Consider the following 16,817-nt stretch of genomic DNA (forward strand, 5'->3'; position numbering starts at 1 on the left):
CGGTAAGAATAACACACAGATAACAAACTCACGAATAGTACGATATCGTTTTTTTTTAGCAAGAAAAAGACGGAAGACGGGTTACTATGCCACGTCTCGTGGCCTCGAAGATGTGTATAAGGGACGAATCAAGCCCTGCTGCTCAAGCGTTTTGGCACCCAGGAAAACGCCTTGGCCGCCCTGGTGACCACGCAAATGCTGGCCCCGCCTCAAGCCTGATGTCTTTTTGAGCTGACGTTTTGCTTTTTACCGCCCTGCACAAGCCAAAGCATCGGTATCATTAGCAGCCTATCTTTACCTGCTGCGACGGTGGACCTCCCCCATGCCAGATACCCAGCGCCCCATGGCGGTCACGCTGCAAGTCGTTTCCATCGTGCTGTTTACCTTTATCGGCTACCTCAACATCGGTATTCCCCTGGCCGTATTGCCGGGCTATGTGCACAGCCAACTGGGCTACGGCGCAGTTATCGCGGGCTTGGTAATCAGCGTGCAATACCTGGCCACCCTGCTGAGCCGTCCGTATGCAGGCAAAATCATCGATAACCTGGGCAGCAAGCGCGCGGTGCTGATCGGCTTGGTCGGTTGCGGCCTGAGCGGCGTGTTCATGTTGCTGGCGGCGTGGTTTTCCAGCCTGCCGGGCGTCAGCCTGATCAGCCTGCTGATTGGCCGACTGGTGCTGGGCAGCGCGGAAAGCCTGGTGGGCTCTGGCGCCATCGGCTGGGGCATCGGCCGGGTCGGCGCCGCCAACACGGCCAAGGTCATCTCGTGGAATGGCATCGCCAGCTACGGCGCGCTGGCCATCGGTGCGCCGCTGGGTGTGCTGCTGGTCAGCCACTTGGGGCTGTGGAGCATGGGCGTCAGCATCATCCTGCTGGCAGTGCTCGGCGTGCTGTTGGCCTGGAACAAGGAAGCCGCGCCAATTGTGGCCGGCGTGCGCCTGCCCTTCATGAATGTGCTCGGCCGCGTACTGCCACACGGCTGTGCCCTGGCGTTGGGTTCGATTGGTTTTGGCACCATCGCCACCTTTATCACCCTGTATTACACCACCCAGCATTGGGACAACGCGGTGTGGGCATTGAGCCTGTTCGGCGCCAGTTTTATCGGCGCGCGCCTGTTGTTCGGCAATTTGATCAACCGGATCGGCGGCTTTCGTGTGGCGATTGCCTGCCTGTCGGTAGAAGCCCTTGGCCTGTTGTTGCTATGGCTGGCACCCGACGCGCAATGGGCGCTGGCCGGTGCGGCGTTGAGTGGGTTTGGCTTTTCGCTGGTGTTTCCAGCACTGGGCGTAGAAGCCGTCAACCTGGTGCCGGCCTCCAGCCGTGGCGCGGCGGTGGGGGCTTATTCGCTGTTTATCGACTTGTCATTGGGTATCACCGGCCCACTGGCCGGGGCGGTGGCGGCAGGCTTCGGCTTTGCGTCGATATTCCTGTTTGCCGCCCTCGCGTCGGTCGGTGGTCTGCTGCTGAGTGTTTACCTGTACCGGCAAGCCCCCAAGGCCCGCGAGGCGAGAGGCGCCTAGAAGTCGACCTTGCCGCGCCCGGCCTTGATGCTGCCGCGCTTGGTCTTGGATTCCAGGCGACGCTTTTTCGAACCCAGGGTGGGTTTGGTCGGGCGGCGCTTTTTTTCGACCTTGGTGGCGCTGAGGATCAACTCCACCAGGCGCTCCAGTGCATCGGCACGGTTCTGTTCCTGAGTGCGGTATTGCTGAGCCTTGAGCACCAACACACCTTCACTGGTGATACGACTGTCACGCAGCGCCAGCAAACGCTCCTTATAGAACGCCGGCAACGATGAAGCCGGGATATCAAACCGCAGGTGCACCGCGCTCGACACCTTGTTGACGTTCTGCCCACCGGCGCCCTGGGCGCGAATGGCGGTCAACTCGATCTCGGCATCGGGCAAGTGCACGTTGTTGGAAATTACCAGCATCAATCAAAAACCTTAGGCAACGGGCCACAACAACATAAACAACAAGGACGCAGGAATATGAAAAGGCTATTCATCACTGTGCTCGGCACTTTATCACTCATTCAAACGCCACTGTCCGTCGCGGACACTGCCAACGGCAAAAACCTGTATTCACAGCGATGCGCCATGTGCCACGGCCCGGACCTCAAGGCCTCCGGGCCATTGGCCAGGAAAAGCAGCCCGCCCACGCCCGACCTCACAACGCCTGCTTTCAAAAAACGGCTGGCAGATTATCCGGGCGTTATTGTGTCTTCGGTGATCCTTCGCCCGAATGGCAACCTGATCCCAAAAACCCTGCAAGACAATGGTGTGAAGGTTGCGCCGCATGCCTGGAGCGTCAAGGATTTTCGCGACTTGAACGCCTACATGAGTGGCGTTATTGCAAACAGCCGATGAATCGCATCGCAAAAAAATACCCCTCAATAGAGGGGTATTAATCGCCGATGGAGCGTCGCTTACTTCAGCGCTGCATTTGCCGTGGTCAATGCGGCTTCAGCACTGCGCTTGTTCTTGATCCAGTAACACACCGCCATGAACGCTACCCACACCGGGATTGCGTATACCGACACCTGAATCCCCGGAATCATCAGCATGATCACCAGGATAAACACCACGAACGCCAGGCAGATGTAATTGCCATACGGATACCACAGCGCCTTGAACAGCGGCACCTGGCCGGTGCGGTTCATGTGTTGGCGGAACTTGAAGTGCGAAAAGCTGATCATCGCCCAGTTGATTACCAGGGTGGCAACCACCAGCGACATCAACAACTCCAGCGCGTGTTGCGGGATGAAGTAGTTCATCAACACCGCCACCAGAGTGACCGCTGCCGAGGCGAGGATCGAGCGCACCGGCACGCCGCGCTTGTCGATTTTGGCCAATGCCTTGGGCGCGTCGCCCTGCTCAGCCATGCCCAGCAGCATGCGGCTGTTGCAGTAGGTGCCACTGTTGTACACCGACAATGCCGCCGTCAGCACCACAAAGTTGAGGATGTGCGCGGCGGTGTTGCTGCCCAGCATCGAGAACACCTGCACGAATGGGCTGCCGCTGTAGGCATCGCCGGACGCGTTAAGGGTCGCCAGCAGGCTGTCCCACGGCGTCAGCGACAACAGCACCACCAGGGCGCCGATGTAGAAAATCAGGATGCGGTAGATCACCTGATTGATCGCCTTGGGGATCACCGTACGTGGCTGATCGGCCTCAGCAGCGGTAAAACCGAGCATTTCCAGACCACCGAACGAGAACATGATGATCGCCATGGCCATCACCAAACCGCCGACGCCATGGGGGAAGAACCCACCGTGGTCCCACAGGTTGCTCACCGACGCTTGCGGACCGCCGCTGCCGCTGACCAGCAAATAGCTGCCCAGGGCAATCATGCCGACGATAGCCACGACTTTGATGATGGCGAACCAGAATTCGGCCTCACCGAAGACTTTGACGTTGGCCAGGTTGATCAGGTTGATCAATACGAAGAACGCCGCCGCCGAGACCCAGGTCGGGATCTCCGGCCACCAGTAGTGCACATACTTGCCGACCGCAGTCAGCTCCGACATCCCTACCAGGATGTACAAAATCCAGCAGTTCCAGCCCGACAGGAAGCCGGCGAAACCGCCCCAGTACTTATGGGCAAAGTGGCTGAAGGAACCGGCGACCGGCTCTTCGACGATCATTTCGCCGAGCTGGCGCATGATCATGAAGGCGATGAAGCCGCAGATGGCATAACCCAGGATCATCGAAGGGCCGGCGGATTTGAGCACGCCGGCCGAGCCCAGGAACAGGCCGGTGCCGATGGCGCCACCGAGGGCGATCAACTGGATATGCCGATTTTTCAGGCCGCGTTTCAGCTCGCCTGAAGAAGATTGGGGTCCACTCATGAAAAGGGTCTCACGCAAGGTTTGAGAATGTCGAATGCAGGTTGCTGCCTTGAATTACCGACTCAAGCAGCGCCGCTCAAACCCCAGCGCAGGCACCAGGAGTACAGCGTCTTTCTAACGGTCATGCGTCACCTGTTTGTTTTTATCTGTGACGAAATCGAACCCGTCCGACTCGTGGCCGCACGGAGTGATCAGGGTGGGTAAACCCTGAGGTCTTGGCCTTTTGCGTGGATACGCAAGGGGGTCACAGTAAAACGCGGCGCATTGTACACCGCTCGACAGCTTCAGCACGCCCCAACAGAGTGCACACACCAAACTGTAAGCTAATCCTTACAGCTGGACGGCACTCAGTAACACCCGGACAAACTCGTAAATTAAACGTTACACCCCGGAAAACCAGCGTTACAGGCAGACTTTTTCGTCAGCTAACGGAAAACTGTCAGTGGGAAGTTTTTGAAAAATCGGTTCAGCCAATTTGCTGTTTTTTCTGGATAAAAAAACACACTGAAAAAACAGAAGAAAAAATTCAAATGAGACCGTGTCAATAAATATTTTGCATTTCCAAACACTCTCTCCTAGGTTCTTTCACTTGCCAGCGAAGCCCGTTGGCAAGCCGTTCTCAAACAACGTCCTCTAGGAGAAATACCATGCAAGCACTGGAAAACGACCTGGAAACCGAACTGCAACTCGACGATTGGTTTGAAGCGCCGACCCATGAGGCCGCCGTTGAAATGATGCAAGCCGATGCCGTTGTGCCCTTTGGCACTGCGATGTGGCCTTTCTAACACCCGGCAGGCATCCGGCAGGTGCTGTGCACGGCACCTGCCCCCTTACCCAAGGCACAGAAGGACACCCGTCATGGACAAGGCCCGCGCCGTCGAACACTTCCTCTACTACCTCGCACACCACCCGGCACTCAACGGCCTGAGCCGCCCGACGGTGTTGCTGGGCCATACCGAGCGCTACGACGCCATCGCCGAAGCAATCACCCACAGCAGCGCCGCACGCTTCAACTTCCAATGCCAGCGCCTGGACCTCACGCCCAGCGACACCCTGGCCCACGCCATCGAAGCCTGCGACCTGTACCTGTTTCTGTATGACTCTTCGACCCTGCCCAACCCACGTGCCGAAGGCCCGGATTTTATTCGCGCCCTGCAAGGCGTGATGGCCGAACACTGGAAGAAATCCCTGCTGTTCAAGGATTATGGCGACTATTTCTACGACACCTTCAGCGTCGAGCCGCAGCGCATCGCCGACCTCAACGCTACGCTGATCCGGCGCATGTCCCAGGCCAACGTGCTGAGCTTTACCGACAAACACGGCTCCCGCCTTGAAGCGCCACTGAGCAGCATCAAGAAGTGGACCAATATCAACGGGGTCGGCAACCACGACCTGGCACCAGGCGAAATCGCCACCCACAGCGAAGCCATCAATGGCCAGGTGCGGTTTGTTGGCACCTTCCTCAGCACCATCCCGTTTGCGCGTAAGTACGGCGTGCTGCAATCACCGCTGGAGCTGTGGATCGAGAACTCGACGGTTTGCAGCGTGGCCAGCGAGGTGCCAGGGCTGGCGGACGACTTCAATAAATACCTGAATGCCAACCCGTCCAACCGCCGTGTGGAGGAATTGGGGATTGGCACCAACGAGGGCGTGAAAGACTTGTATGCACGCAATGCCGGCTTCGAGGAGCGCCATTGCGGGTTACACCTGGGCTTGGGCGGCGGGCAAAAAGGCAGCCATCACTTGGATTTGATCTTTGCCAGCGGGGTGTTGGCGCTGGATGACAAGCCGGTGTTTGATGGCAGATTTGCGTTCTAAACACACCTCGTTGAAACAAAGCGGATCCCTGTGGGAGCTGGCTTGCCTGCGATAGCATCACTGCGGTTTGCCTGGTAAACCGAGGTGCCCGCATCGCAGGCAAGCCAGCTCCCACACTTGATTGGGTTACCAACTTTCAGAGCAAAAAAAAACGCCAACCCTAAGGTTGGCGTTTTTTTATACAGCGGTTAAATCACTGCGGCTTCTTGCGACCAAAACCCGGACGCTGACCGGAACCGGCCGGCGCGCCACGGCGCTTGCCCGACGGCTCGTCGGCGACCAGTTTAGGACCAGGGCGCTTGTTCGCCGCGGGCTTGGCTGGGCGCTTGGTGCTGGCGTTGTCCGCTGGGCGGTCCGCTTCACCACGGTTGCTACGGCCGCCGCTTGGCGCTTCACCACGGGCAGGACGCGGGGTGCGTGGCGCACGCTCGCCTTCCTGACGCGATGGCGCGGTTGGGCGACGCTCGCCTTCGATGTGCGGCTCACGGGAGATACGCCCACCGGTCGCCGGTGCATTCAGCGCAGGGCGCAAGGTGCGTGCAACACGCTCGGTACGCGCAACAGGGCGCGAAGATTTACGCTGCATACGCTCAAGCTTGTCTTTGCTCTTGGCGTTCATCTGCGGCATGGCCACCGGCGTCAGGCCGACTTCGGCACTGAGGATGTCGACTTCGTACTGGCTCATTTCGCGCCAGCGGCCCATCGGCAGGTCGGAGTTGAGGAACACCGGGCCGAAACGCACGCGCTTCAGGCGGCTGACCACCAGGCCCTGGGATTCCCACAGGCGACGTACTTCACGGTTACGGCCTTCCATCACCACGCAGTGGTACCAGTGGTTGAAACCTTCGCCACCGGGCGCCTGCTTGATGTCGGTGAACTTGGCCGGGCCGTCTTCCAGCACCACGCCAGCCTTCAGGCGTTCGATCATCTCGTCATCGACTTCGCCGCGTACACGTACAGCGTACTCACGGTCCATCTCGTAGGACGGGTGCATCAAGCGGTTGGCCAGCTCACCGTCGGTGGTGAACATCAGCAAGCCAGTGGTGTTGATGTCCAGGCGGCCGATGTTGATCCAGCGGCCTTCTTTGGGCTTGGGCATCTTGTCGAACACGGTCGGACGGCCTTCCGGGTCGTCACGGGTGCAGATCTCGCCGTCGGGCTTGTTGTACATGATCACGCGGCGCACCGATTCGGCGGCCTCTTCACGCTTGATGACTTTGCCATCAATGGTGATTGCATCGTGCAGGTCGACGCGCTGGCCGAGGGTAGCCTCGACGCCATTGACCTTGATGCGCTTCTGGGTGATCCAGGCTTCGACGTCGCGGCGTGAGCCCACGCCGATACGCGCCAGCACCTTTTGCAGTTTTTCGCCTGCTGGGCCGATTTCCTGGCTGTCGTTCTGGTCTTGGTCGTTCATCTTAAGCACCTCCCGGTGGGTCGATTCAGGCGTGGCCTGAAGAGTATTGAAAGCAGGGCTTTGGCCGAATAGATCGGCAAAGGGTCGCGAATCATACGCGCATGGCGCGGGTTTCGCATCACAGACTAGTCGATAAGGCCCAAGTCATTTGCTTTTCCGCCGACCAGTGGCGCCCAGGGCCAGCAGGCGCAGCTCGGCTTCGGCCAGAACGGTGCGTTTGTCGGTTTTGTCGAGCTTCTTCCAGGCGCGGATTTCGCGCTTGCTGCGGCCACAGCCGACGCAGATGTCATCGGCGAATTTGCAGATGCTGATGCAAGGGTCTTTGGTAGAACTCATTTGAATCCTCCCAGCAAGCTGGCTTTTCTGTGGGAGCTGGCTTGCCTGCGATGGCATCACCTCGGTACAACCGACAGACCGGGGCACCCGCATCGCAGGCAAGCCAGCTCCCACAGGGTTTCCATGTGTCTGGCAGACCGGGTCAGTCCTCAAACTGGCGTCGTTCGGCTTCGATGGCTTCAGCCAGCGCCCGGGCTTCGTCTTCCTCGTCGCTAAGCGGCGGCTGCTCAAGGGCGGCCACGGCGGCCAGGAGTTTTTCACGGGCTTCGGCCACGCCGAGGATATCCTCTTCGGGTTCCGGTTCGACTTCGGCCTCAACCTCAACGTTCACCTGGGTTTCAGGCTCAGCCGCGCCATCACGCAGCAAGTCATCAAAGTCAGTCTTGATGCCCTGCTCCATATCATCCAGTTCAAGCAGCAAGGTATGGAAACTGGTTTCGTCCTTCGGCTCTTCCGGCTCGGCGGTGGCGTCGGCCAGCTCCTGCAAGCTGGCCGGCACCGGCGCGTCGTCGAAGTCGAGCACCGGCTCGGCTTCCATCTCGCGCAGTTCGGCAAGCGGCGGCAGGTCGTCGAGGTTTTTCAGGTTGAAGTGGTCGAGAAACACCTTGGTGGTGGCAAACATCGCCGGTTTGCCGGGCACGTCGCGGTAGCCGACGATGCGGATCCACTCGCGCTCCAGCAGTGTCTTGACGATATGGCTGTTGACCGCCACACCCCGCACATCCTCAATCTCGCCCCGCGTGATGGGCTGGCGGTAGGCAATCAGTGCCATGGTCTCCAGCATCGCGCGGGAATAACGCTGCGGGCGCTCTTCCCACAAGCGGCCGACCCACGGGGAAAATTTCTCACGGATCTGCAAGCGATAACCTGACGCCACTTCGCGCAGTTCAAAGGCGCGGCCGTCGCAGGACTTGCGCAGAATATCCAGCGCCTTCTTGAACACCGGTGGTTCAGGGCGCTCGGCCTCTTCAAACAACTCGAACAAGCGTTCCAGGGATTGCGGTTTACCCGAGGCCAGGAGAAAGGCTTCCAGCAAGGGCGCCAGTTCGCGGGGTTCAGTCAGATTCATCGATTCAGCTCTTTATTCGGCTCGCGCCCGCACGTGGATAGCCGCAAAAGGCTCATTCTGGACCAGCTCGACCAAGGATTCCTTGACCAGTTCGAGGATGGCCATAAAGGTCACCACCACCCCCAGGCGCCCTTCCTCTTTGGTAAACAGCTCGACAAACGGCACAAAGCCGCCGCCCTTGAGGCGCTCCAGCACATCGCTCATGCGCTCGCGGGTCGACAGCGCTTCGCGGCTGACCTGGTGGCTTTCAAACATGTCACCCCGGCGCAGCACCTCGGCCATGGACATCAGCAATTCTTCCAGGCTCACATCCGGCAACAGCTTGCGCGCCCGGGCTTCCGGGGCATCGAGCTTGGGCACCACCACATCACGGCCCACGCGGCTCAAGCCGTCGATGCCTTCGGCGGCGGCCTTGAAGCGTTCATATTCTTGCAGACGGCGGATCAGCTCGGCCCGCGGGTCGTCTTCTTCGGCCTCAATGGTCTCGGAACGCGGCAACAGCATGCGCGACTTGATCTCGGCGAGCATGGCGGCCATCACCAGGTACTCGGCGGCCAATTCCAGGCGTACCGACTGCATCAACTCGACATACCCCATGTACTGGCGAGTGATTTCTGCCACCGGGATGTCGAGGATATTGATGTTCTGCTTGCGAATCAGGTACAGCAGCAAATCCAGCGGGCCTTCGAAGGCCTCAAGAAAGACCTCCAGCGCATCCGGCGGAATATACAGGTCCAGCGGCATTTCCATGACCGCCTGGCCATACACCATGGCAAATGGCAGTTCCTGCTGGGCGCCCGCCTGGGGATCAGCGGTTTCCACGGCCGACATTCAGGCCTCGACCATAAACGGCGTCGGGTCGCCGCAGCCCACGCGCACCACTTCCGGCTCGCCGTCGGCCAGGTTGATCACAGTGGACGCCTTGTTGCCGCCGTAGCCGCCGTCAATGATCAGATCGACGTGTTTTTCCAGCAGGCGGCGCATCTCGTAAGGGTCGTACAGCGGCTCTTCTTCACCGGGCAAAATCAGCGACACGCTCATCAACGGCTCACCCAGTTCTGCCAGCAACGCCAGGGCAATCGGGTGCTCGGGCACACGCAGGCCGATGGTGCGCTTTTTGGGGTGCAGCAACAGGCGCGGCACTTCGCGGGTGGCATTCAGAATAAAGGTGTACGGCCCCGGCGTGTGCGCCTTGAGCAGGCGGAAGGTGCCGGTGTCGACTTTGGCGAACAGCCCCAGTTGCGACAAGTCGCTGCAGATCAGCGCAAAGTTGTGGTTTTTGTCCAGGTCACGCAGGCGTCTGACCCGTTCAACTGCGCTCTTGTCGCCGATCTGGCAACCAATGGCGTAGGACGAATCCGTTGGGTAGATCACCACGCCACCGGCGCGAATGATCTCCACGGCCTGTTTAATCAGGCGCGCTTGAGGGTTTTCCGGATGAATCTGGAAGAATTGACTCACGTGTTCTACCTGTTCAGACGGTGGCAATAATGGGGTCATGCTTGAATCGCCCCCACAACAGCGGCAAGTCTTCCGGGACCTGGCGGTACTCGCCAATCTCGGACCAGCCGCCTGGGCCATGAAAATCACTGCCGGCGCTGACCAGCAGACCAAATTCGCGAGCAAGAATCGCCAGGCTGCCCACCTGCTCAGCGGGTTGATGCCCGTTGACCACTTCGATTGCGTGGCCGCCCGCTCCAATATAGTCGGCAATCAGCTTGCGGCGCTTGCTGCGGGTGAAATCGTAATGCCAGGGATGCGCCAGGCTCACCCAGGCTCCGGAGGCACGCAATGTGCCGACGGTATCTTCCAGCGTCGGCCAGTGTTGCTTCACATCACCCAACTTGCCGGCGCCCAGCCATTTGCGAAACGCTTCGGCGCGGTCCTTGACGAAACCTTCACGCACCATCCAGTCGGCAAAGTGCGGGCGGGCCGGTGCGTTGCCGCTGTCGCCCAGCTCTTGCTGGATGGCGCGGGCGCCGTCGAGCGCATTGGGCATGCCTTTAAGGCTGAGCTTGCGGCTTATTTCTTCGGACCTCAGCCAACGGCCATCGTGCAATTGGGCGATGGCCGCCACCAAAGGCGCGGCGTTTTGATCGAAGCCGTAGCCGAGCACATGAATGGTGGCGCCGCCCCAGGTACAGGACAATTCCACGCCGTTGACCAGTTGCATGCCCAAGGCATGCGCCGCCGTGCGGGCCTCGTCGAGGCCTTCGAGGGTGTCGTGGTCGGTCAACGACAAGACTCGCACGCCTTTTTCAAACGCACGCGCAACCAGTACCGCGGGCGCCAGGGCGCCATCGGAGGCCGTGCTGTGGCAGTGCAAATCAACATTCACGGGAGTGTGTAACCTCAAGTCAGCTGGCGCTTTCGCTACCAAGGATGTTTGTTATTATGCCGCCACATCCAGCTTCTGGCTCTTACTGTGAAACAATTCATCGACTTCATCCCGCTGTTGCTGTTTTTCATCGTTACCAAACTCGACCCCAGGGTCATCGATATCGCCGGTCATCCGCTCTCGTTCGGGGGCATCTACAGCGCCACCGCCGTACTGATCGTCAGTTCTATCGTAGTCTACGGCGCCATTTTCATTTCCCAGCGCAAACTGGAAAAAAGCCAATGGCTCACCCTGGTTGCCTGCCTGGTGTTCGGCGGCCTGACCCTGGCCTTTCACAGCGAAACCTTCCTTAAATGGAAAGCCCCGGTAGTGAACTGGCTGTTCGCGCTGGTGTTTATCGGCAGCCACTTCATTGGTGACCGCTTGTTGATCAAGCGCATCATGGGCCACGCGCTGACCCTGCCGGAGCCGGTATGGACGCGTTTGAACGTGGCCTGGATCGTGTTTTTCCTGTTCTGCGGCGCCGCCAACCTGTTCGTGGCCTTTACCTTCCAGGATTACTGGGTCGACTTCAAAGTCTTCGGTAGCCTGGGCATGACCGTATTGTTCCTGATCGGCCAAGGTATCTACCTGTCGCGCCATCTGCATGACACCGCCCCTACCACGCCGAAAACCGAGGACTGACATGTTCTACGCCATCATTGCCACCGACGTTGCCGACTCGCTGGAAAAACGCCTGAGCGTGCGTCCGGCGCACGTTGAGCGCCTGAAAACCCTGCAAGCCGAAGGCCGTCTGGTGATCGCAGGCCCGCACCCGGCCGTCGACAGCAATGACCCAGGCGCCGCCGGCTTCACCGGCAGCCTGATCATTGCCGAGTTCGCCTCGCTGGCCGATGCCCAGGCCTGGGCCAACGCCGACCCGTACATCGCCGCAGGCGTCTACGCTGATGTAGTGATCAAGCCGTTCAAGCAAGTCCTGCCTTAAGCCCGGCTGCGCTGAACCTAATCGGTTCGGCGCGCTCCTAATTGCTCATTATTCTCGGTAACCTGCCGACAACGTTCTGAATATTCGTGTGGAATCAGGAGTTCCGATGCGCTTACGTCCGTTGTGTCTGTTGGCAGTGTTAATGATCGGGGCGAGCGCCCACGCTGAAGAAACCTCGAACACTGGCAGCTCCACGCCCTTGTCCCTGGGCGCCGGCAGCCAGATCACCGAGTTGCAGCAACGCTTGAAAGAAAGCGAACGGCTGCGTGAAGAACTGAGCAAACAACTGCAAAGTGCAGATACTGCTCGCGAAAGCGCCCAACTGAGTCGCTTGCGCCAGGAGAACCAACGCCTGGTCCAGCAACTCAAAGAGACACAAGGCGGCGCCTTGACCCGCTGGCTGACCGAACAACAACAGTGGTTTGTTACCGGCGGGGCCGTCGCACTGATCGCTTTGCTGTGCGGGATCTTCGCCAGCGGTGGGCACCGTCGCCGTCGACAATGGCTAAATTGAGTGAGTCATGAGCGAGCTGTTACTGATAGATGATGACCAGGAGCTCTGTGAGCTGCTGACCAGTTGGCTGAGCCAGGAGGGTTTCCAGGTGCGCGCCTGCCACGACGGCGTGAGCGCGCGCAAAGCCCTGGCCGAAGCCGCTCCCGCCGCCGTCGTGCTTGACGTGATGCTGCCGGATGGCAGCGGCCTGGAGTTGCTCAAGCAATTGCGCAATGACCACCCGGAATTGCCGGTGGTGATGCTCTCGGCCCGTGGCGAACCGCTGGACCGTATCCTCGGCCTGGAACTGGGTGCCGACGATTACCTGGCCAAGCCCTGTGACCCGCGCGAGCTGACTGCGCGCCTGCGCGCCGTGCTGCGCCGCAGCCACCCGGCCGCCGTGTCGACGCAGATGGAACTGGGCGATTTGTGCTTCAGCCCGGTGCGCGGTGTGGTCAGCATCGACGAGCAGGAATTCACCCTCACCGTGTCCGAAAGCCGCCTGCTCGAAGCCTTGCTGCGCCAGCCCGGCGAGCCGCTGGACAAGCAGGAACTGGCGCAGATCGCCCTGGGCCGCAAGCTCACTCTGTACGACCGCAGCCTGGACATGCACGTGAGCAACCTGCGCAAAAAGATCGGCCCACACCCGGATGGTCGGCCACGGATCGTGGCGCTGCGCAGCCGCGGCTACTACTACAGCCTTTAAAGATCGTTTAAAGATCGTTCCCACGCTCCGCGTGGTAATGCCGCCGGGGACGCTCTGCGTCCCGCTGTGTACGCCGGTGACGCAGAGCGTCACGGTATGCATTCCCACGCAGAGCGTGGGAACGATCAATTGCCCAGTGGGAGCTGGCTTGCCTGCGATAGCGCAGGGTCAGCTTGCATCTATGTAGCTGACCCGCCGCATTCGCAGGCAAGCCAGCTCCCACACTTGATCGCATCAATCCGACAGTTTTGTCAGTTCACATCAAAACCCTCTTTACCCAAGCTTTACCCTCCCCTGACCGCCGCTGACCTTGCGCTGCGTAACCTACTCACATCCGGACTCACCGGAATAGAGACAGGAGAAACACCATGCGCAAGACCCTTATCGCTCTGATGTTCGCCGCTGCCCTGCCGACCGTTGCCATGGCCGCAATGCCAGAAGGCCCAGGCCCGATGGGCGGCCCAGAAGGCCACATGATGGGTGGCCCGGGCCACGGCGGTGAACACGGTCCGCGTGGCAAAGGCGGCCCCTTCAGCCAGCTGGACCTGACCAAGGAACAGCGCCAGCAAATCGGCAAATTGATGGGTGACCAATGGCACGCCCGCAAAGACCTGGTCAAAAAGTACCTGGACAAGCTGCCGGCTGCTGACCAGAAAGCCATGCAGGATGAAATCGCCGCCGGCAAACAGAAAACCCAGGCTGACATCCGTGCCGTGCTCAAACCCGATCAACAGAAGAAATTCGACGAGATCGTCAAGAAGCAAGCCGAGCGCCGCGCCGAGTGGAAGGAATTCCAGGCCTGGAAAGCGCAACAGCCGCAAAAAGCGCAATAATGCTCTAGCGTTACCTCCCCAGCCCAGTGGCTCACGCCGCTGGGCTTTTCCTGCTTGAGGGTTTCCTGTGCGTTCATTGTTCTGGCGCATCCTGGCCAGTTTCTGGCTGGCCATCGCCTTGGTTGCCGGGCTGTCGATCCTGCTTGGGCACATGCTCAACCAGGACGCCTGGATTCTCAGCCGCCATCCCGGCCTCAACAACCTGGCGCAAGAGTGGACGCAACTCTATGAAGCCCAGGGTGAGGACGCCGCCCAGGATTTGCTGCAACAACGCAAACGCCAGTACCACATCGACGTGCAGGTACTCAACGAAAGCGGCGACCCGGTGGTACGCGGCACGTTCCCACGTCGCGCCGCCGCCTTCGAAGCCCGCCAGAATGACAACCAGGACAGCCACTTGCCCTGGCGCCGCCTGACCGCCGAGTACACCAGTGAAAAAACCGGGGACACGTACCTGCTGATCTACCGCATCCCCAACCCGGAACTGGACGCCTGGCACCGCAGCAGCCTGCTGTGGCCGTTTAGCGCGCTGGCGATTGCCCTGGTGGTACTGACGTTGTTCAGCCTGCTGGTGACCTTGTCCATCACCCGCCCACTCAGCCGCCTGCGCGGTGCGGTGCATGACCTGGGCCAGACCACCTATCAGCAAAACAGCCTGGCGCAACTGGCCAACCGCCGCGATGAGTTCGGCGTGCTCGCCACCGACTTCAACCGCATGGGCGCGCGCCTGCAAAGCCTGATCGGCAGCCAGCGCCAGTTGCTGCGCGATGTGTCCCACGAACTGCGCTCACCGCTGGCCCGCCTGCGTATTGCCCTGGCCCTGGCCGAACGCGCCAGCCCGGAAGAACGCGAACGGCTGTGGCCGCGCCTGACCCGCGAGTGCGACCGCCTGGAAGCGCTGATCAGCGAGATTCTGGTGCTGGCCCGCGTGGATGCCGACAACGCCAGCGCCGAAGACGTCGACCTCACCCCACTGCTCAGGACCTTGCAAAAGGATGCCCAACTCAGTGCGCCGGAACAGATGGTGCAACTGAGCGCCGAGCCCGAGCTGCACCTCAAGGGCTGGCCGACCATGATCGAGCGCGCCGTGGACAACCTGCTGCGTAACGCCCAGCGCTTTAACCCCGTGGGCCAGCCGATCGAGCTAAGCGCCCGGCACCAGGGCGAGCGCATCCTGATCAGCGTGCGCGACCACGGCCCCGGCGTTGAAGCCGAACACCTGAGCCAGTTGGGCGAGCCGTTTTATCGCGCGCCTGGCCAGGCCGCACAAGGCCACGGGCTGGGCCTGGCGATTGCCCGTCGCGCCGCCGAACGCCATGGCGGCAGCCTGATCCTGGGCAATCACCCGGACGGCGGTTTTATCGCCAGCATCGACTTGCCGTTGGAGCCGGGAGTGGTCACAGCCGTGTGAGGATCTTCTATAGTGGCCCTTCTCTAACGGAGGGCCTTTGATGACTGACCTGCTGACATCCATCCAAGCCGCACTCGATCTACCGCAAACCCCGCTGACGTTTACCGAGGCCGGCGCCCTGCCCTCGACCTTTGCCGTAACCGAACTGGCCAGCGCCAGCCTCGGCGCTGCCGGCCAGGCGGTTGCTCAACTTATCCAGCAACAGACCGGACGCTTGCCCAGCGTAAGCGTGGACCGGCGCCTCGCTTCCTTCTGGTTCTCCTCCTCGATTCGCCCGGTGGGCTGGCAAGTACCGCCGCTGTGGGACCCGGTAGCCGGCGACTACGCCAGCGCCGACGGCTGGATCCGTTTGCATACCAATGCGCCCCACCACCGTGCCGCTGCCGAGCGCGTGCTGGGCAAGGTCAAGGACCGCGCCGAGATGGCCAGTAAAGTCGCGACCTGGAACGCCGCCGAACTGGAACAGGCGATCGTCGATGCCGGCGGTTGCGCGGCGCAGATGCGTACATGGCAGGCCTGGCAAACCCATCCGCAAGGGTTGGCGGTGAACGCCGAGGCATTGGTGCAGCGCCAGGCCTTCGACACCCCCTGCGACAAACCTTGGCTCGGCTCGGTGGCACGCCCACTGGCCGGCATCAAGGTGCTGGATTTGACCCGCGTGTTGGCCGGCCCCGTGGCCAGCCGTTTTCTCGCAGGTTTGGGCGCAGATGTACTGCGCATCGACTCGCCGACCTGGAACGAGCCCGGCGTAGTACCGGAAATGACCCTGGGCAAACGCTGCGCACGCCTGGACCTTAAAAGTGCTGAAGACCGCCAGGTGTTCGAAAGCTTGCTCAAGGACGCCGACATCCTGTTCCACGGCTACCGCGCCGACGCACTGGAGCAGTTGGGCTACACCGCCACTGAACTGCAAAACCTCGCCCCCGGCCTGATCGACGTGAGCCTCAACGCCTACGGCTGGAGCGGCCCGTGGCGTAACCGTCGCGGCTTCGACAGTTTGGTGCAGATGAGCAGCGGGATTGCCGACGCTGGCATGGCGTGGAAACAGGCAGATAAACCGGTGCCGCTGCCGTTGCAGGCGCTGGATCATGCGACCGGGTATTTGATGGCGGCCAGTGCGATTCAAGCGTTGAGTGAGCGGTTTAAAACCGGGCGCGGTGGTTCGGCGCAATTGTCATTGGCGCGCACGGCGAAATTGCTGGTGGAGGCCGGGCACGTGCCGGAGCAGCCGGCGTTGCGGGCCGAAGAACCGGGCGATCAGGGCTTGGTGGTGGAGCAAACGGCGTGGGGCCAGGCGCATCGTTTGCTGGCGCCGGTGAGCATCAGTGGCACGCCGTTGCAGTGGGATTTGCCCGCCGGCGAATTGGGCTCACATCGGGCTCAGTGGTGACTTGAGATCGCTATCGCAGGCAAGCCAGCTCCCACATTGGATGTGTGAACACAGTCAAATGTGGGAGCTGGCTCTCACACATTGAAAGTGTGGCCACAGTCAAATGTGGGAGCTGGCTCTCACACATTGAAAGTGTGGCCACAGTCAAATGTGGAAGCTGGCTCTCACACATTGAG

General features: G+C 60.6%; 19 protein-coding genes. 11 read left to right on the forward strand and 8 right to left on the reverse strand.

Annotated features, from left to right (window positions below):
• The first annotated feature begins 322 nt into the window (after window positions 1–322).
• Window positions 323–1,519: an MFS transporter gene (locus tag GIW48_RS28795; RefSeq protein ID WP_176991483.1), complete on the forward strand. Its 1,197-nt coding sequence runs from the start codon at window positions 323–325 to the stop codon at window positions 1,517–1,519.
• Here GIW48_RS28795 and arfB read toward each other — a convergent pair.
• Window positions 1,516–1,929 (reverse strand): alternative ribosome rescue aminoacyl-tRNA hydrolase ArfB, encoded by a 414-nt coding sequence (gene arfB / locus GIW48_RS28800; protein WP_017139168.1) that lies wholly within the window; start codon window positions 1,927–1,929, stop codon window positions 1,516–1,518. The two genes, GIW48_RS28795 and arfB, sit on opposite strands and share 4 nt — an antisense overlap.
• A 57-nt stretch (window positions 1,930–1,986) precedes the next feature.
• Between arfB and GIW48_RS28805 the strand changes: the two genes are divergently transcribed.
• A complete protein-coding gene (locus tag GIW48_RS28805) occupies window positions 1,987–2,364 on the forward strand; it encodes a c-type cytochrome (RefSeq protein ID WP_138453797.1) in 378 nt (125 codons plus the stop codon).
• Between the two features lie 59 nt (window positions 2,365–2,423).
• Here GIW48_RS28805 and GIW48_RS28810 read toward each other — a convergent pair whose 3' ends face one another.
• Entirely contained in the window at window positions 2,424–3,845 is a 1,422-nt protein-coding gene (locus GIW48_RS28810; protein WP_017139166.1) for an amino acid permease, read from the reverse strand.
• Between the two features lie 647 nt (window positions 3,846–4,492).
• Here GIW48_RS28810 and GIW48_RS28815 point away from each other — a divergent pair.
• Both GIW48_RS28815 and GIW48_RS28820 read left to right on the forward strand, forming a co-directional pair.
• A complete protein-coding gene (locus tag GIW48_RS28815; RefSeq protein ID WP_003175756.1) occupies window positions 4,493–4,630 on the forward strand; it encodes a hypothetical protein in 138 nt (45 codons plus the stop codon).
• Between the two features lie 73 nt (window positions 4,631–4,703).
• On the forward strand, window positions 4,704–5,663 hold the full coding sequence (locus GIW48_RS28820; protein ID WP_017139165.1) for a hypothetical protein: 960 nt from the start codon (window positions 4,704–4,706) through the stop codon (window positions 5,661–5,663).
• Window positions 5,664–5,856: 193 nt separating this feature from the next.
• Here the strand turns inward: GIW48_RS28820 and rluB are convergent, their stop codons facing one another.
• The 6 genes from rluB to GIW48_RS28850 all read right to left on the reverse strand — a co-directional run bounded on the left by rluB (window position 5,857) and on the right by GIW48_RS28850 (window position 10,823).
• Window positions 5,857–7,080 (reverse strand): 23S rRNA pseudouridine(2605) synthase RluB, encoded by a 1,224-nt coding sequence (gene rluB / locus GIW48_RS28825; protein WP_017139164.1) that lies wholly within the window; start codon window positions 7,078–7,080, stop codon window positions 5,857–5,859.
• 144 nt (window positions 7,081–7,224) lie between these two features.
• Window positions 7,225–7,416: a DUF1289 domain-containing protein gene (locus tag GIW48_RS28830; protein WP_138454185.1), complete on the reverse strand. Its 192-nt coding sequence runs from the start codon at window positions 7,414–7,416 to the stop codon at window positions 7,225–7,227.
• Between the two features lie 142 nt (window positions 7,417–7,558).
• On the reverse strand, window positions 7,559–8,485 hold the full coding sequence (gene scpB, locus GIW48_RS28835) for an SMC-Scp complex subunit ScpB (RefSeq protein ID WP_236462511.1): 927 nt from the start codon (window positions 8,483–8,485) through the stop codon (window positions 7,559–7,561).
• Window positions 8,486–8,497: 12 nt separating this feature from the next.
• Entirely contained in the window at window positions 8,498–9,196 is a 699-nt protein-coding gene (locus GIW48_RS28840; protein WP_169875663.1) for a segregation and condensation protein A, read from the reverse strand.
• Between the two features lie 120 nt (window positions 9,197–9,316).
• On the reverse strand, window positions 9,317–9,946 hold the full coding sequence (locus tag GIW48_RS28845; RefSeq protein ID WP_017139161.1) for an L-threonylcarbamoyladenylate synthase: 630 nt from the start codon (window positions 9,944–9,946) through the stop codon (window positions 9,317–9,319).
• Window positions 9,947–9,959: 13 nt separating this feature from the next.
• Window positions 9,960–10,823 (reverse strand): PHP domain-containing protein, encoded by an 864-nt coding sequence (locus GIW48_RS28850; protein WP_099549411.1) that lies wholly within the window; start codon window positions 10,821–10,823, stop codon window positions 9,960–9,962.
• Window positions 10,824–10,910: 87 nt separating this feature from the next.
• Here GIW48_RS28850 and GIW48_RS28855 point away from each other — a divergent pair, with 87 nt between their 5' ends.
• From GIW48_RS28855 to GIW48_RS28885, 7 genes are all read left to right on the forward strand, one after another.
• Window positions 10,911–11,507: a septation protein A gene (locus tag GIW48_RS28855; protein ID WP_099549410.1), complete on the forward strand. Its 597-nt coding sequence runs from the start codon at window positions 10,911–10,913 to the stop codon at window positions 11,505–11,507.
• A gap of 1 nt (window position 11,508) precedes the next feature.
• A complete protein-coding gene (locus GIW48_RS28860) occupies window positions 11,509–11,808 on the forward strand; it encodes a YciI family protein (RefSeq protein WP_236462515.1) in 300 nt (99 codons plus the stop codon).
• A gap of 106 nt (window positions 11,809–11,914) precedes the next feature.
• Entirely contained in the window at window positions 11,915–12,322 is a 408-nt protein-coding gene (locus tag GIW48_RS28865; RefSeq protein WP_138453649.1) for a translation initiation factor 2, read from the forward strand.
• A gap of 7 nt (window positions 12,323–12,329) precedes the next feature.
• Entirely contained in the window at window positions 12,330–13,007 is a 678-nt protein-coding gene (locus tag GIW48_RS28870) for a response regulator transcription factor (RefSeq protein ID WP_017139157.1), read from the forward strand.
• A 368-nt stretch (window positions 13,008–13,375) separates the two neighbouring features.
• Complete coding sequence (locus GIW48_RS28875) at window positions 13,376–13,840, forward strand: LTXXQ domain-containing protein (protein WP_017139156.1); 465 nt, start codon at window positions 13,376–13,378, stop codon at window positions 13,838–13,840.
• A 67-nt stretch (window positions 13,841–13,907) separates the two neighbouring features.
• Window positions 13,908–15,251, forward strand: coding sequence for a sensor histidine kinase (locus GIW48_RS28880; RefSeq protein WP_017139155.1), 1,344 nt, complete (start codon window positions 13,908–13,910; stop codon window positions 15,249–15,251).
• A 40-nt stretch (window positions 15,252–15,291) separates the two neighbouring features.
• Window positions 15,292–16,641, forward strand: coding sequence for a CoA transferase (locus GIW48_RS28885; RefSeq protein ID WP_236462518.1), 1,350 nt, complete (start codon window positions 15,292–15,294; stop codon window positions 16,639–16,641).
• Window positions 16,642–16,817: the final 176 nt, after the last annotated feature.

The sequence above is a fragment of the Pseudomonas sp. PA-6-3C genome, assembly GCF_021605825.1.
Classification (GTDB): domain Bacteria; phylum Pseudomonadota; class Gammaproteobacteria; order Pseudomonadales; family Pseudomonadaceae; genus Aquipseudomonas; species Aquipseudomonas edaphica.

Coding starts and splice junctions, on each gene's coding strand:
- GIW48_RS28795 (WP_176991483.1), top strand. CDS start 323: ATGCCAGATACCCAGCGCCCCATGGCGGTCACGCTGCAAGTCGTTTCC.
- arfB (WP_017139168.1), bottom strand. CDS start 1,929: ATGCTGGTAATTTCCAACAACGTGCACTTGCCCGATGCCGAGATCGAG.
- GIW48_RS28805 (WP_138453797.1), top strand. CDS start 1,987: ATGAAAAGGCTATTCATCACTGTGCTCGGCACTTTATCACTCATTCAA.
- GIW48_RS28810 (WP_017139166.1), bottom strand. CDS start 3,845: ATGAGTGGACCCCAATCTTCTTCAGGCGAGCTGAAACGCGGCCTGAAA.
- GIW48_RS28815 (WP_003175756.1), top strand. CDS start 4,493: ATGCAAGCACTGGAAAACGACCTGGAAACCGAACTGCAACTCGACGAT.
- GIW48_RS28820 (WP_017139165.1), top strand. CDS start 4,704: ATGGACAAGGCCCGCGCCGTCGAACACTTCCTCTACTACCTCGCACAC.
- rluB (WP_017139164.1), bottom strand. CDS start 7,080: ATGAACGACCAAGACCAGAACGACAGCCAGGAAATCGGCCCAGCAGGC.
- GIW48_RS28830 (WP_138454185.1), bottom strand. CDS start 7,416: ATGAGTTCTACCAAAGACCCTTGCATCAGCATCTGCAAATTCGCCGAT.
- scpB (WP_236462511.1), bottom strand. CDS start 8,485: ATGAATCTGACTGAACCCCGCGAACTGGCGCCCTTGCTGGAAGCCTTT.
- GIW48_RS28860 (WP_236462515.1), top strand. CDS start 11,509: ATGTTCTACGCCATCATTGCCACCGACGTTGCCGACTCGCTGGAAAAA.
- GIW48_RS28865 (WP_138453649.1), top strand. CDS start 11,915: ATGCGCTTACGTCCGTTGTGTCTGTTGGCAGTGTTAATGATCGGGGCG.
- GIW48_RS28870 (WP_017139157.1), top strand. CDS start 12,330: ATGAGCGAGCTGTTACTGATAGATGATGACCAGGAGCTCTGTGAGCTG.
- GIW48_RS28875 (WP_017139156.1), top strand. CDS start 13,376: ATGCGCAAGACCCTTATCGCTCTGATGTTCGCCGCTGCCCTGCCGACC.
- GIW48_RS28885 (WP_236462518.1), top strand. CDS start 15,292: ATGACTGACCTGCTGACATCCATCCAAGCCGCACTCGATCTACCGCAA.